Annotated in this window: 13 protein-coding genes, 7 tRNA genes and 1 pseudogene; 13 read left to right on the plus strand and 8 right to left on the minus strand. The window is 45.2% G+C overall.

The genetic code is table 11. The annotated features are described in order from the left end of the window. Positions 1-485, plus strand: a pseudogene (locus IQR33_RS34640) (23S rRNA pseudouridine(2604) synthase RluF); the annotation flags it as partial. Between the two features lie 64 nt (positions 486-549). On the opposite strand, the gene ybaK reads toward IQR33_RS34640, so the two are convergent. The 8 genes from ybaK to hemA form a co-directional block, all read right to left on the minus strand. Further along, positions 550-1,023: a Cys-tRNA(Pro) deacylase gene (gene ybaK, locus IQR33_RS27090; RefSeq protein WP_033906934.1), complete on the minus strand. Its 474-nt coding sequence runs from the start codon at positions 1,021-1,023 to the stop codon at positions 550-552. A 102-nt stretch (positions 1,024-1,125) separates the two neighbouring features. Continuing rightward, a complete protein-coding gene (gene ushA, locus IQR33_RS27095) occupies positions 1,126-2,808 on the minus strand; it encodes a bifunctional UDP-sugar hydrolase/5'-nucleotidase UshA (RefSeq protein WP_005382230.1) in 1,683 nt (560 codons plus the stop codon). 220 nt (positions 2,809-3,028) lie between these two features. After that, positions 3,029-3,880 carry a 3-deoxy-8-phosphooctulonate synthase gene (gene kdsA, locus IQR33_RS27100; protein WP_193837641.1) on the minus strand — a complete coding sequence of 284 codons (852 nt, stop codon included), beginning with the start codon at positions 3,878-3,880 and terminating at the stop codon, positions 3,029-3,031. Between the two features lie 53 nt (positions 3,881-3,933). Beyond that, positions 3,934-4,743: a SirB1 family protein gene (locus IQR33_RS27105; RefSeq protein WP_005384098.1), complete on the minus strand. Its 810-nt coding sequence runs from the start codon at positions 4,741-4,743 to the stop codon at positions 3,934-3,936. 5 nt (positions 4,744-4,748) lie between these two features. Next, on the minus strand, positions 4,749-5,132 hold the full coding sequence (locus IQR33_RS27110; protein WP_005382225.1) for a SirB2 family protein: 384 nt from the start codon (positions 5,130-5,132) through the stop codon (positions 4,749-4,751). Positions 5,133-5,172: 40 nt separating this feature from the next. After that, positions 5,173-6,027: a peptide chain release factor N(5)-glutamine methyltransferase gene (gene prmC / locus IQR33_RS27115; protein ID WP_193837640.1), complete on the minus strand. Its 855-nt coding sequence runs from the start codon at positions 6,025-6,027 to the stop codon at positions 5,173-5,175. Positions 6,028-6,030: 3 nt separating this feature from the next. Then, positions 6,031-7,119: a peptide chain release factor 1 gene (gene prfA / locus IQR33_RS27120; RefSeq protein WP_005382222.1), complete on the minus strand. Its 1,089-nt coding sequence runs from the start codon at positions 7,117-7,119 to the stop codon at positions 6,031-6,033. Between the two features lie 29 nt (positions 7,120-7,148). Beyond that, positions 7,149-8,405, minus strand: a complete 1,257-nt coding sequence (gene hemA / locus IQR33_RS27125) for a glutamyl-tRNA reductase (RefSeq protein WP_005384104.1) — start codon at positions 8,403-8,405, stop codon at positions 7,149-7,151. A 134-nt stretch (positions 8,406-8,539) separates the two neighbouring features. Here hemA and lolB point away from each other — a divergent pair, with 134 nt between their 5' ends. From lolB to IQR33_RS27185, 12 genes are all read left to right on the plus strand, one after another. Then, positions 8,540-9,178 (plus strand): lipoprotein insertase outer membrane protein LolB, encoded by a 639-nt coding sequence (gene lolB / locus IQR33_RS27130; RefSeq protein ID WP_017634843.1) that lies wholly within the window; start codon positions 8,540-8,542, stop codon positions 9,176-9,178. Beyond that, on the plus strand, positions 9,175-10,047 hold the full coding sequence (ispE, locus tag IQR33_RS27135) for a 4-(cytidine 5'-diphospho)-2-C-methyl-D-erythritol kinase (protein WP_017634844.1): 873 nt from the start codon (positions 9,175-9,177) through the stop codon (positions 10,045-10,047). The genes lolB and ispE overlap by 4 nt, the downstream gene beginning before the upstream one ends. Before the next feature lie 27 nt (positions 10,048-10,074). Continuing rightward, positions 10,075-11,019: a ribose-phosphate pyrophosphokinase gene (locus tag IQR33_RS27140; protein ID WP_005393176.1), complete on the plus strand. Its 945-nt coding sequence runs from the start codon at positions 10,075-10,077 to the stop codon at positions 11,017-11,019. A gap of 151 nt (positions 11,020-11,170) precedes the next feature. Next, on the plus strand, positions 11,171-11,761 hold the full coding sequence (gene pth / locus IQR33_RS27145) for an aminoacyl-tRNA hydrolase (protein WP_005384112.1): 591 nt from the start codon (positions 11,171-11,173) through the stop codon (positions 11,759-11,761). 10 nt (positions 11,762-11,771) lie between these two features. Next, positions 11,772-12,863: a redox-regulated ATPase YchF gene (ychF, locus tag IQR33_RS27150; RefSeq protein WP_005393178.1), complete on the plus strand. Its 1,092-nt coding sequence runs from the start codon at positions 11,772-11,774 to the stop codon at positions 12,861-12,863. Between the two features lie 284 nt (positions 12,864-13,147). Then, a tRNA-Met gene (locus tag IQR33_RS27155) sits at positions 13,148-13,224 on the plus strand. 40 nt (positions 13,225-13,264) lie between these two features. Continuing rightward, positions 13,265-13,349: transfer RNA gene (locus IQR33_RS27160), tRNA-Leu, on the plus strand. A 32-nt stretch (positions 13,350-13,381) separates the two neighbouring features. Further along, a tRNA-Gln gene (locus IQR33_RS27165) sits at positions 13,382-13,456 on the plus strand. 77 nt (positions 13,457-13,533) lie between these two features. After that, positions 13,534-13,610, plus strand: a tRNA-Met gene (locus IQR33_RS27170). 54 nt (positions 13,611-13,664) lie between these two features. Then, a tRNA-Leu gene (locus IQR33_RS27175) sits at positions 13,665-13,749 on the plus strand. A 30-nt stretch (positions 13,750-13,779) separates the two neighbouring features. Next, a tRNA-Gln gene (locus tag IQR33_RS27180) sits at positions 13,780-13,854 on the plus strand. A 53-nt stretch (positions 13,855-13,907) separates the two neighbouring features. Further along, positions 13,908-13,989, plus strand: a tRNA-Leu gene (locus IQR33_RS27185). Positions 13,990-13,991: the final 2 nt, after the last annotated feature.

The raw sequence follows: 13,991 nt of genomic DNA on the forward strand, positions 1-13,991 counted from the left end.
AAGAAGTGGCAGAGATCCTAGCAATGTGTGAAGGCTCTGTAGGTACAGAAGAAGCATCAAAAACAGACTCTAGAGGTCGCAACATTCGTAAAGCGACCGACGCGAAGCTGTTTGATAGCCGTGAAGAAAACCAAGATTCTACTGCTCGTCGTAACCAGAAGACACGAACTTTCCGCGGTAACAATGCTGATGAATTCCGTCATGCACCAAACTCGAAAAAAGGTCAACAAAAGCGTCGTCAGCGTGATGATGAAGGCGGACGTCCAGCTAAAGAACATTACAAAGCGAAATCACAAGGTGAACGCAGCAGACCGCAAGGCGAGCATGGTAAATCGCACCGTAAACCAGATGCATCGAGCAATACGCATTCAGCAAACAAGCCTCAATCACTGAGTAAGCCTAAGCAGCATTACATGAACCCAAATGCCGCGAAACCAAGCAAACCAGCTAAACGCACTGGTGGTACATTGAGTCTGAAGAAGTAACGCTTCACTGACAGGCAAGATCAAAAAAGGACGCTCATGAGCGTCCTTTTTATTTGTCATGAGTTTACAAACAAAGAGGTGCAAACTGACCACGAGTTAAGCTCAGCAAATCTCTCGGGGCTAACTCAATTTCTAAACCACGTTTACCAGCACTCACACAGATTTTGTCTTGCTCTGCTGCGCTTTCGTGCAAAAAAGTAGGTAAGGCTTTCTTCTGCCCTAGTGGGCTAATTCCACCAACGACATAACCTGTGGTCTTTTGGGCGATTTCCGGATCAGCCATATCGGCCTTTTTGCCCTTCGCTGCTTTCGCCGCCAGTTTTAGGTTCAGCTTTTGGTCAACAGGGATAATCGCAACCGCAAGGTTCTTTGGCTCCCCGTTCAAGCAGAACAGCAAGGTTTTAAATACTGTTTTCGGCTCCTGCCCCAGTACTTCAGCAGCCTCCAAGCCATAACTATCGGCTCTAGGGTCATGCTCATACTGATGAATCGTGTGTGGAATTTTTTTCTTTTTCGCAAGATTAATGGCCGGAGTCATCAAGATTCTCCTCATAAAAACAAAAAGCGCAGATTGAATTGGATCTGCGCTTTTAGTTAATGATATCAGCGAGTTTGAGTCAATCGCTTTTTCTCTGTTGGGTTACTGATCAATCGCCGTATCAACTAAATACGTGATTTCACCTGAAGGGGCATACTCATTAACATCAATAGGGCTATGTGTTTCTAAATAATCCTTCAAAACCTCAGCATCGGTAAAACCTGTATTTACATACCCTGGATGATCGTCGATTTTAGGGTAACCATCTCCACCAGCAGCATTATAGCTTGGTACGGTAAAGCGGTAATTACCATCTAAGCGAAGTTGCTTATTACCAATGAACACATTGGTTACCTCACCATTATTGATACTCATCGCAATGCCGGCAAACTGCGCGTAAGCTCCAGAGTCGACAGGTTTAGTTGCAACGACATTTAGGTAATCCAATACTTCTTTGCCCGTCATATCAACGTAAGAGACCATATTGCCAAATGGCTGAACAGTCAGCACATCTTTGTAGGTAATCTCACCTGCTGCAATCGAATCGCGAACGCCGCCAGAATTCATTACGGCGAAATCTGCTTTCGCACGTTCCATGTGAGCCGTTGCAATTAATCGACCTAAGTTTGTTTGCTGGTAACGAACCACATTGCGGTCACCCTCAAGCTTACCGTTAGATTCTGCAATCTTCACGTTTAGTTTGCCCTGACCTTTTTCTTGATAAGGACGAAGAAACTCAAGCATCATTTCGTCTTGTTTAATCTCATCTTGGATCAAGACTCGTTGCGACTGACCATCAACTTTAACTTTCTTTTTCAAGTTTACAGGGATTAGATCGTAGCTCACCATCGAGAGTTCGCCATTACGAAACTCGTAATCGGCGCGTCCCACATATTTCCCCCACTCATGTGCCTGAACAATAAAGGTACCATTTTGTTTATCGGGCTGACATTCATCACCTGGTTTAAAGTTCTTTTTGATAACGTTTGGACCTTCCATGCACACAGGTTCTTGTGAGTGTCCTCCAACGATCATGTCGAGATCGCCGTCATTCAAATAACGAGCTAACGCCACATCGCCAGGAGCATTGATGCCTCTATTACCATTTTCATAGTGTCCCATATGCGTGACAGCAAAAATCAGATCTGGATACTCTGTTTCTTTCAGTTCTGCAATCAGCTTCTTGGCTTCTTCTTTTGGGTCACGGAAGTCAATTTGTTCAATGAATTCAGGGTTGCCAAGTTTCGCTGTGTCTTCGGTTGTAAGGCCAATGACCGCAATTTTAATGCCCTGCTTTTTAAACATCGCATATGGTTGGAATAAACGCTTGCCAGTATTTTTATCGTAAATATTGGCAGACAACATCGGAAAGTTTGCCCACTCTTGCTGCTTGAATAGCACGTCCAATGGATTATCAAACTCATGATTACCTAGAGCCATCGCATCGTAACCAATTTTGCTCATGCCTTTAAAATCCGGCTCGGCATCTTGTAAATCAGACTCAGGTACTCCTGTGTTGATGTCACCACCAGAAAGCAGTAACACGCTGCCCCCCTCAGCCTGTATTTCTTCGCGCAAATCATCGATTAACGTTTTACGCGCCGCCATGCCATATTCACCGTATCGATTTTGCCAAAAGCGACCATGATGATCGTTAGTGTGCAACACGGTCAATTTATAGGTTGTATCGGCATTCCATTCTGGTGCAGGTTGCGTAGCACACCCAGCTAACGAGGCCAAGATAGCGGCACTCAAAACAGTTTTGATCATCAGACGCTGATTCATTTATTTACCTTTTTCTTATTGGGATTACTGAAGCACATTTTAAGCATTCGATCTATTTGAAAACCACGTGCACCCTAACACATTGATTTAATAATTATGATGCATTGTTTAGCAATAACAAATTCATCAGTAACAAGTTTGAGAATTCACGGCTTTTCAGATAAAAAAATAGCCAACACTCGGTTGGCTATAGTATTTGTTACCACCAGTCATCTGGCGTTTACTTGATATCTATATCTGCAAAGCTCTTGATCAGATCATCAAGCGATTTCATTTGTGCTAAGAATGGCTCTAACTTGTCTAGAGGCAGTGCAGATGGGCCATCACAACGCGCTTGGTCTGGGTTTGGGTGCGCTTCGATAAATAGACCTGCGATGCCTGTCGCTAGACCCGCTTTTGCAAGCTCAACTGTCTGCTCACGACGGCCGCCAGATGCTGCGCCTGATGGGTCACGCATTTGTAGTGAGTGCGTTACGTCAAAGATGATTGGGCTACCTTTCGAAGCATTTTTCATCACACCAAAACCAAGCATGTCTACAACTAGGTTATCGTAACCGTGGCAAGAACCGCGCTCACATAGGATGATCTTGTCGTTACCGCACTCTACGAACTTCTCAACGATGTTTCCCACTTGACCAGGGCTCATAAATTGAGGTTTCTTCACGTTGATAACCGCACCTGTTTTGGCCATAGCTTCAACAAGGTCAGTTTGGCGAGCTAGGAATGCAGGAAGCTGAATAACGTCTACCACGTCAGCGACAGGTTGAGCTTGCGCTTCAGTGTGAACGTCCGTGATGATCTTTACACCAAAAGTGTCTTTCAGCTCCTGAAAGATTTTCATACCTTCTTCCAGACCTGGACCGCGGTATGAATGAACAGAACTGCGGTTTGCTTTGTCAAACGACGCCTTAAATACGTAAGGAATACCAAGTTTTTCCGTTACTTTTACGTAGTGCTCACAGATCTGCATCGCAAGATCACGAGACTCAAGAACGTTCATACCTGCAAATAGGGTGAATGGCTTGTCGTTAGCAACCTGAATGTCGCCGATATTAACGATTTTCTGTTCCATTTTGATTCTCTTTTTCTGTCCACGATACGCCACAGTTCGGCACATCGATAAAATTAGTGAAGTGTGACGTGCGTTTCACTCATCACATTAACTTGTGATTTTAGTAGCTCGGAAGCCGGATCGTCAGGGCATTGGTCAATAAAGTACTGAAAATCTGATACCGCTACTTGAGGGCACTCTAGCTGTTGGAAAATAAAACCACGGTCACGAATTTCGTATGGGTCATCTGGCACAAACGTTAGAGCAAGATTTGTACAACGTAATGCCAGCGTATAATGCTCTTCACGCAACATCGCACTTTTAATCAATGCCAACCAGCGACCAATAATTGTTGGGTTGTCAGCTTCCTCAAAATGTTCAGGCTTTAGCTGAGCTAACGGTCCTTCCTGGCCAATAAGCCAAGCTTGAAGAATCCTTTCACCTACATACTCACCATTAAATGGGTTGATGTAGTCTGGCTTCTTATGCATCCAATCGACTTTTAACAGGAACTGAGTAGGGAAAGTAACTCCCTTCAACGGGAACCCCAGCTTTTTGCCTAGGTATAACAAAATCGAACCTAAGCTCACAGGAATACCTTTTCTGCGCTCCAACACTTTATCGATGAAGCTGTTGTCCGAAATAAAGTATTCCTGCTCGTCGCCTTTGAACCCCCACTCGTGGAAAAACAGTCGTAGGAATGCATCAAATCGTTGCTCTTCATCGGTTTCATGAACAAGCGTGGCTTCTGCATCTTTGTAAAGACGCTCTAACTCTTGTTTCGCCCAATGTACTTTGGTTTCTGGGTTAATCGCTTTGTTTAGCTCAAGCGCACCTTCCACCAACGGTATATTGTCAAAATCTTCGTCAAAAAACTCTAACATGACGTCTATCCAAATAACGTAGGGCTCTTAGACACAGCAATGTTTGCAGCCATGACCAACCAACCTAATGCGCCGAAAAAGCCAAATATCTTCAGTAGGTTGTTTTTCGCAAGTTTCAATGAGAAGAATCCAAGCGCAATGTACGCCAGTACGCAGGTGATTTTGTTTGTTAACCACGGTGCGGCATCGGTAAACGGGATGAAACCCGTAATGAAAATAAGCGCGATACCTGACACTAGCAATGCAGTATCAACGATGTGGGGAAACACTTTCAAAAAGCGATTATTTCGCTTCGGTGAGTTCATCATCATTAACACGAATCGGATCGATAGTAGCGTCGCGCTGAGAGCGATCGTCACTAAGTGTATGTGTTTTAGAGCTACGTACATTTTTCTTCTCTTTTTAGTTAGTGTTTGCTGACTTCCATGATTAACTGGCCAGACAACCAAGTGTTACTCGATCGTTACCGCCATAATCTTTTTCCGTAGTGACCTGTTGGTAACCAAAGCCACGCATTATCTCACGCACCGCCTCACCTTGATCATAACCATGTTCAAATGCCAGCCAACCGCCCACTTCAAGATACTGACGAGCAAGATCCGAGATATGACGAATATCAGCTAAGCCATTCTCTTTAGCAACTAATGCAGATTTTGGCTCAAAGCGCACATCGCCTTGGGATAAATGTGGATCTTTTTCATCAATATATGGCGGGTTGGAGACAATTAAAGCAAACTTCGTACCTTCTGTAATAGGCTCAAACCAACTGCCTTGAGCAAAGGTCACATTTTTGATGTTTAGCTGCTCAGCATTGTACTCTGCAAGTGCTTTCGCTTCTTGCTTAAGGTCTACGCCCATCACTTGACGCTTTGGCATTTCAGATGCAAGCGCGATGGCGATAGCTCCCGTCCCCGTTCCAAGATCTAAAATAGGCCCAGTCTGCTCGTAGGTCTTATCGAGTGCAACTTCGACCAAACGTTCTGTATCCGGTCTTGGGATCAAGGTAGAGGGAGAAACTTTGAATGGTAAAGACCAAAACTCTCGCTCACCAATAATATAAGCGACGGGTTCACCAGTTAAACGTCGTTCAAGTAGAGCGTCAAACTGAGATTTTTGCTCTGCTTCTAATGCTTTTTCTGGCCAGGTCAGCAGGTAAGTTCGTGGTTTGCCAAGGACATGGCAAAGGAGTACAGCTGCATCGAGAGAAGGCGACTCTTTGCCGCCTTCTGCCAGTTTCGCCGTCGCACTTTTCAGTGCTTGCTCAATCGATTGAACTTGGCTCATCGATTAGCCGTTCTCTGCGAGCGCCGCAAGTTGGTCTGCTTGGTGCTCTTGAATCACAGGATCAATCAAGCTCTGCAGGTCACCTTCCATCACTTCGTTCAAACGATAGATGGTCAGGTTGATACGGTGATCAGACACACGACCTTGTGGGTAGTTGTATGTACGAATACGGTCACTACGGTCACCAGAACCTAGAAGGTTACGACGTGTATCAGACACTTCTGCGGCACGACGCTCTTCTTCCGCTTGAACGATACGAGCAGCAAGAACCGCCATTGCTTTCGCTTTGTTCTTGTGCTGTGAACGCTCATCCTGACACTCTACTACCGTACCCGTTGGTAAGTGGGTAATACGAATTGCAGAATCCGTGGTGTTAACGTGCTGACCACCCGCGCCAGATGCACGGAACGTATCGATTTTCAGGTCTGCTGCTTTGATTTCAGGCAGATCCGCTTCAGGGATTTCCGCCATTACTGCTACTGTACAAGCAGAAGTATGCACACGGCCTTGAGATTCAGTTGCAGGAACACGCTGTACACGGTGACCGCCTGACTCAAATTTCAACACGCCGTATGCACCGTCGCCGCTTACTTTCGCGATCATCTCTTTGTAACCACCGTGCTCTGCCTCGTTTGAAGACATGACTTCGATGCGCCAGCCACGCTTTTCTGCGTACTTGCTGTACATACGGAATAGATCACCCGCGAAGATACCCGCTTCGTCGCCACCCGCACCTGCACGAATTTCTAGGAAACAGTTACGATCATCGTTCGGATCTTTTGGCAGAAGAAGAATCTGTAACTCATCAGTAAGACGCTCAATCGTCGCTTTCGCTTCTTTGATTTCTTCTTGCGCCATTTCACGCATTTCTTCGTCGTCTTCGTTTGCCATCTCTTCAGCGGCGACAAGATCTTCTTGTGCTTGTTGATAAGCTTGGAAGCACTTGGTTACTTCTTCTAGCTGAGAGTACTCTCTTGATAGAGCACGGAATTTGTCCTGATTTCCAATTACATCAGGATCACCAAGAAGATGTTGAACTTCTTCGTAACGTTCTACTAGCGTTTCTAGCTTAGTCAGAATAGAGGCTTTCATAGTGTCGTTTTCTTAATAAAAAGCGTGAGTTATAGATCATCCAAGCCAAGTGTTTGGCGGATAATCGTTAATTTTGCTGGTTCGCCTTGCTCTGCTGCACTTTGCAATGCGCGAGTTGGAGCGTGAATCAGTTTGTTGGTGAGTTTATTACTCAGCTCGCGCAGCACTTTCTCCGGATCTGCGCCTGCCGCTAAAGATTGCAAACTTTTGCTCAGTAACTCTTCACGAATTTCGTTGGCTGATTTGCGATAGTCGCGAATACTATCGACGGCTTGCAGTGAACGCAACCATGTCATAAATGCAGCGCTTTCTTCACTAACAATCGCTTCAGCTTGAATCGCTTCGACTTTACGCTGCTCAATGTTGCTGTCGATGATAGATTGCAAGTCATCAACAGAATACAGATATGCGTCGTTCAGTTCACCGACTTCCGACTCCACATCTCGCGGCACCGCAATATCGACTAACAAGATAGGTTGATGTCGGCGCTGCTTTAGAGCCGTTTCGACCATACCTTTGCCAATAATAGGCAATGGGCTCGCCGTTGAGCTAATCACAATATCCGCTTTCGCCAAATGTTCAGGAATTTCGTTCAAACTGATCACTTCTGCGCCAAATTGGTCCGCTAAGCCTTGCGCGCGCTCTTTAGTGCGGTTCGCGACAATCATTTTTGTGCAACCGTTGGACGCTAAATGCTTCGCGACCAATTCAATCGTCTCGCCCGCACCAACTAAAAGCACGGTTGAATCTGATAACGACTCAAAAATATGTTTTGCCAGTGTACATGCCGCATAAGCCACGGACACGGCATTACCACCAATATCTGTCTCTGTTCTTACCCGTTTGGCGACTGAGAACGTCTTTTGAAACAGTTTATCAATCGAGGCATCGACAGCTTGATGATCTCGCGAGTCAGAAAATGCTTGCTTTACCTGCCCCAAAATTTGAGGCTCACCCAACACCAGAGAGTCAAGACCGCACGATACGCGCATCAAATGCTTTATTGCAGCTTGTTCTTCATGAACATACAAACTCGGCATTAAATCTTCGCGGCTCACTTGATGAAATTGAGCAAGCCAATCGATCAACTTGTTTCGCGCTCCTTGCTTAACATCGCAGTACAACTCAGTTCGGTTACAGGTTGAAACAATCACACTGCCGTTAACCGCTTCGTGCTCTCTAAGTTGCTCGAGTGCAGGGCCGAGTTTATCCGGACCAAACGCCACCTTCTCTCGCAAGTCGACAGACGCTGTATTGTGATTAATTCCAATAGCAAGCAAGGACATCTAACGTGGTATCTCTGGGATAGGTTATAAAATAGGTCCAGAATTTTACTGTAAGCACGCATTTATTGAAAGGGTAAGCCGGATTTGTTTTCCTAAGTGCGACTTTTCAATGCTATAGTTGTGAGCGATTCCCGATGAAACTGATTAATAAGCCATCAAACATGACGTTACGCTCCTTTATTCTTTTTTTCTTGTCGAGCTTACTGCTCGCTGGTTGTTCGTCCGTTCCTGAAAGTGTTACCAGCGTTGAATGGCAAGCTCATGAGCAGCGACTCGAAACCATCCAAGATTTTCAAGCAACGGGGAAACTTGGTTATATTGGCCCAGACCAAAGACAAAATTTAAACTTCTACTGGAAACATTCTTCAGCACTAAGCCAGTTGCGTTTAACAACGATTCTCGGACAAACGGCATTAAAGCTCACCATCACCCCACAAGGCGCCACAGTAGAAACTTACGATGATCAGGTCCTTTCTTCTCGCAGTGCTAATCAGCTGATTTACCGTCTTACAGGGTTGATGATGCCCGTCGATCACATGCCTGACTGGCTATTAGGTCTACCGACCGATGCCGACAAATTCCAACTGTCTCCAACCAATACACTGCAAGCGTTAAACAAACAAATTGGTTTAAATGATTGGAGTATCGCTTATCAACGATATGGCGACGTTCAATGGCATGAACAGTCTCTCCCTCTGCCAAATAAGCTGAAACTCACCACAGCTGATGTCAAAATAAATCTAGTGATCACAAAATGGAACATCACCCAATGATTGAACTTTCAACACGCTGGCCATCACCAGCGAAATTGAATCTCTTTCTATATATCAACGGCCGTACAGAGAATGGCTACCACGAGTTACAAACCTTATTCCAATTCGTCGATCACGGCGATGAGCTCACCATTCAAGCGAACCATTCTGGTGATATTACGATTTCTCCAGAGATAGAAGGTGTGCCTCTTCAAGACAATTTAATTTGGAAAGCAGCAACCGCGCTTCAAGCTTACTCAAACTGCCCTTTTGGCGCGCATATTGAGCTACAGAAAGTGCTGCCTATGGGTGGAGGCATTGGTGGGGGCTCATCGAATGCAGCTACAGCATTAGTGGCACTGAATTACTTATGGCAACTGAATCTAACTGACGACGAACTGGCTGAAATAGGTTTAAAACTAGGCGCAGACGTGCCCGTATTTGTGCGCGGATTTGCAGCTTTTGCTGAAGGTGTTGGTGAAAAACTCTCTCCTGCTTATCCCGAAGAAAAGTGGTATTTAGTCGTCAGACCCAATGTATCTATCGCAACCGTCGACGTTTTTTGTCATCCAGATCTAACGCGAAACACCCCAAAACGAGATCTAGAAACACTTTTAAATACGCCAAGCGTAAACGATTGCGAAAAAATTGTACGAATGCTCTACCCAGAGGTTGATAAGCAACTTTCTTGGCTGCTACAATACGCGCCGTCAAGATTGACGGGGACAGGATCTTGCGTTTTTGCTGAATTTTCGAGCAAATCTGAAGCAGAAACTATCCTTGCACAACTCTCTGATAAAGTCTCGGCATTTATCGCTCAAGGGCGCAATATTTCGCCATTAAAAGAGACTTTGGCTGAATACCAATCAGCCTCACACCGACCTATTTAAACTGGACGCAAACCCGAGGTTTCCACCGTGCCTGATATGAAGCTATTTGCTGGTAACGCAACACCTGAACTAGCCCAACGTATTGCTGATCGTCTTTACATCTCTCTTGGTGATGCATCTGTTTCTCGCTTTTCTGATGGCGAAGTTGCAGTTCAAATCAATGAGAATGTTCGTGGTAGCGATGTTTTCATCATTCAATCCACTTGTGCACCGACTAACGACAACCTAATGGAATTGGTTGTTATGATTGATGCAATGCGCCGTGCTTCAGCAGGCCGTATCACTGCAGTTATCCCTTACTTCGGCTACGCTCGCCAAGACCGTCGTGTACGTTCTGCGCGTGTGCCAATTACTGCAAAAGTTGTTGCTGATTTCCTATCTAACGTTGGTGTTGACCGCGTTCTAACTATCGACCTACACGCAGAGCAAATTCAAGGCTTCTTCGATGTACCTGTAGACAACATCTTCGGCACGCCAGTGCTACTTGAAGATATGCAGGCTCGCGGTCTAGATAACCCTGTAGTGGTATCTCCTGACCTAGGTGGCGTTGTTCGTGCTCGTGCAACAGCAAAAGCACTAGGCGACATCGACATCGCAATCGTAGATAAGCGTCGTCCACGTGCAAACGTTTCTGAAGTAATGAACCTAATCGGTGATGTTGAAGGTCGTGACTGTGTGATCGTTGATGACATGATCGACACAGGTGGCACACTATGTAAAGCAGCTGAAGCACTAAAAGAGCGCGGTGCTAAGCGTGTATTCGCTTACGCTACTCACGCAGTATTCTCAGGCAACGCTGCGGATAACATCAAGAACTCAGTTCTTGACCAAGTTATCGTAACTGACTCTATCTCTCTGTCTAAAGAGATGGCTGCAACAGGTAAAGTGACAACACTAAGCCTATCTCGCATGCTGGCTGAAGCGATTCGTCGTATCAGCAACGAAGAGTCAATCTCTGCAATGTTCAACTAATACGAACATTTCAGTTACACTGATTTCAAAAGCACCCCTCTTTGGGGTGTTTTTTTATTTGTACTGATAACTAGAAAATCCCTTGGTCGCCCACCGCGAGTTTTCTGTGCTATCATACTGCGCTTTTTGAGATTCCAGAGAGATCCTAACCTTGAGTCAACAAATCAAACTTCTTGTTGGTCTTGCTAATCCAGGACCAGAATACGCCAGAACTCGTCACAATGCGGGCGCTTGGGTTGTAGAAGAATTAGCACGCGTTCACAACGTTACACTGAAGAACGAACCAAAGTTTTTTGGTCTAACAGGACGCATTATGGTCAATGGCCAGGATCTCCGTTTGCTTATCCCAACCACCTTCATGAATCTATCAGGTAAATCGATCGCAGCGCTTGCGAAATTTTATCAAATTAAACCTGAAGAGATCATGGTTGCTCATGACGAGCTAGACTTACCGCCAGGTGTCGCTAAGTTTAAAAAAGGTGGGGGTCACGGTGGACACAACGGTCTGCGTGACACCATTAGCAAACTGGGCAATAACAAAGATTTTTATCGTCTTCGTATTGGCATTGGTCATCCGGGACACAAAGATAAAGTGGCGGGTTTTGTATTAGGTAAAGCGCCAGCTAAAGAGCAAGAGCTTTTAGATGCAGCAGCTGACGAGGCTGTTCGTTGTCTAGATATCCTGATTAAGGATGGCCTATCTAAAGCACAAAATCGCCTCCACACGTTCAAAGCTGAATAAGGTTACTATCATGGGTTTTAAATGTGGCATCGTTGGTCTACCTAACGTAGGTAAATCAACTCTGTTCAACGCACTAACTAAAGCGGGTATCGAAGCAGCAAACTTCCCGTTCTGTACCATTGAACCAAACACTGGTGTGGTTCCTGTGCCAGATCTACGTCTAGACGCACTAGCTAAGATCGTTAACCCACAGAGAGTTCTTCCAACGACGATGGAGTTCGTGGACATCGCTGGTCTTGTTGCTGGTGCATCACGTGGTGAAGGTTTAGGTAACAAATTCCTAGCTAACATCCGTGAAACAGACGCGATTGGCCACGTTGTACGTTGTTTTGAAAACGAAAACATTGTTCATGTTTCAGGTAAAGTTTCACCTATTGAAGATATCGAAGTGATCAACCTTGAACTTGCAATGGCTGACCTAGATTCTTGTGAGCGAGCGATTCAACGTAACGCGAAGAAGGCAAAAGGCGGCGATAAAGACGCAAAATTTGAACTAACCGTACTAGAAAAACTGTTACCAGTACTAACTGAAGGCGGCATGGCACGCACGGTTGAGCTATCTAAAGAAGAGTTAGCAGCAATCGGCTATCTAAACTTCCTAACACTGAAGCCAACTATGTACATTGCAAACGTAAACGAAGATGGCTTCGAAAATAATCCATATCTAGATGCGGTTCGTGAGTTCGCAGAAAAAGAAAACAATGTCGTTGTACCTGTATGTGCGGCTATCGAATCTGAACTATCTGAACTGGAAGATGAAGATCGCGAAGAATTCCTAGCAGATATGGGGATCGAAGAGCCGGGCCTAAACCGTGTAATTCGCTCTGGTTACGAACTACTGACTCTACACACCTACTTCACAGCAGGTGTTAAAGAAGTACGTGCTTGGACAATCCCTGTTGGTGCAACTGCACCTCAGGCGGCAGGTAAGATCCACACTGACTTCGAGAAAGGCTTTATTCGTGCAGAAGTAGTCGGTTACGACGATTTCATCCAATTCAATGGTGAAAATGGCGCAAAAGACGCAGGTAAATGGCGTCTAGAAGGTAAAGACTACATCGTAAAAGATGGTGATGTTGTACACTTCCGCTTCAATGTTTAATTAAATGAATGAATTCTAAACACTTCATTTACACTAAAAGCCAGCTGCTAAGCTGGCTTTTTTAATACCTTAAGTAAATGAGCAAAAATAAATTACCTAACTGCAAGCTAATTTATTTCCAGTTTTAGATCATAAACACGCCTCTTTGTTTAAAAAGGAAGCGAACGAGGTTTTTTCCGAAATTTATTAAAAAAAACTGTTGACGGATCTCACTCAACTTCGCATAATGCGCGCCGTTCCCAACGACAAGGCAACAAAGCGTTGAGAACAAAAAATACGGTTTTGGCTACGTAGCTCAGCTGGTTAGAGCACATCACTCATAATGATGGGGTCACAGGTTCGAATCCCGTCGTAGCCACCATTCCTAAATGTTCTTTTTATCAGAGCAGTTAGGAATAGATGCGGAAGTGGCGGAATTGGTAGACGCACCAGATTTAGGTTCTGGCGCCGCAAGGTGTGAGAGTTCAAGTCTCTCCTTCCGCACCATATTTCAAATAGTCATTGTGACTATTGCCTGCAGGTCTATCGCCAAGCGGTAAGGCAGCGGCTTTTGATGCCGCCATTCCCTGGTTCGAATCCAGGTAGACCTGCCATTATTCAAGTGCGATTCCTTTATAAAAGGGGTTGTCACTGAGAGCGTGAAGGTTTATATTGTCTCGCTCCAAAAGATGGCTACGTAGCTCAGCTGGTTAGAGCACATCACTCATAATGATGGGGTCACAGGTTCGAATCCCGTCGTAGCCACCATGAACAACGTTATTTAGGTTTTTACCAATTACCTTGATAACTACAGAATAAGTTGCGGAAGTGGCGGAATTGGTAGACGCACCAGATTTAGGTTCTGGCGCCGCAAGGTGTGAGAGTTCAAGTCTCTCCTTCCGCACCATTATTTAAGTCTCTTTTATTAGAGCAATGTAGGGCTATCGCCAAGCGGTAAGGCAGCGGCTTTTGATGCCGCCATTCCCTGGTTCGAATCCAGGTAGCCCTGCCATATACAATGACATTGAGATTTTACCAATTATCTTGATGTCTACAGAATAAGTTGCGGAAGTGGCGGAATTGGTAGACGCACCAGATTTAGGTTCTGGCGCCGCAAGGTGTGAGAGTTCAAGTCTCTCCTTCCGCACC

Origin of the sequence: Vibrio sp. OPT46, from assembly GCF_015163535.1 — a bacterium.
Lineage (GTDB): Bacteria > Pseudomonadota > Gammaproteobacteria > Enterobacterales > Vibrionaceae > Vibrio > Vibrio alginolyticus.

Bases quoted from the DNA above. Each gene is read 5' to 3' on its own strand.
- ybaK (WP_033906934.1), bottom strand. From the start codon at position 1,023: ATGACTCCGGCCATTAATCTTGCGAAAAAGAAAAAAATTCCACACACG.
- ushA (WP_005382230.1), bottom strand. From the start codon at position 2,808: ATGAATCAGCGTCTGATGATCAAAACTGTTTTGAGTGCCGCTATCTTG.
- kdsA (WP_193837641.1), bottom strand. From the start codon at position 3,880: ATGGAACAGAAAATCGTTAATATCGGCGACATTCAGGTTGCTAACGAC.
- IQR33_RS27105 (WP_005384098.1), bottom strand. From the start codon at position 4,743: ATGTTAGAGTTTTTTGACGAAGATTTTGACAATATACCGTTGGTGGAA.
- IQR33_RS27110 (WP_005382225.1), bottom strand. From the start codon at position 5,132: ATGTACGTAGCTCTAAAACACATACACTTAGTGACGATCGCTCTCAGC.
- prmC (WP_193837640.1), bottom strand. From the start codon at position 6,027: ATGAGCCAAGTTCAATCGATTGAGCAAGCACTGAAAAGTGCGACGGCG.
- prfA (WP_005382222.1), bottom strand. From the start codon at position 7,119: ATGAAAGCCTCTATTCTGACTAAGCTAGAAACGCTAGTAGAACGTTAC.
- hemA (WP_005384104.1), bottom strand. From the start codon at position 8,405: ATGTCCTTGCTTGCTATTGGAATTAATCACAATACAGCGTCTGTCGAC.
- lolB (WP_017634843.1), top strand. From the start codon at position 8,540: ATGAAACTGATTAATAAGCCATCAAACATGACGTTACGCTCCTTTATT.
- ispE (WP_017634844.1), top strand. From the start codon at position 9,175: ATGATTGAACTTTCAACACGCTGGCCATCACCAGCGAAATTGAATCTC.
- ychF (WP_005393178.1), top strand. From the start codon at position 11,772: ATGGGTTTTAAATGTGGCATCGTTGGTCTACCTAACGTAGGTAAATCA.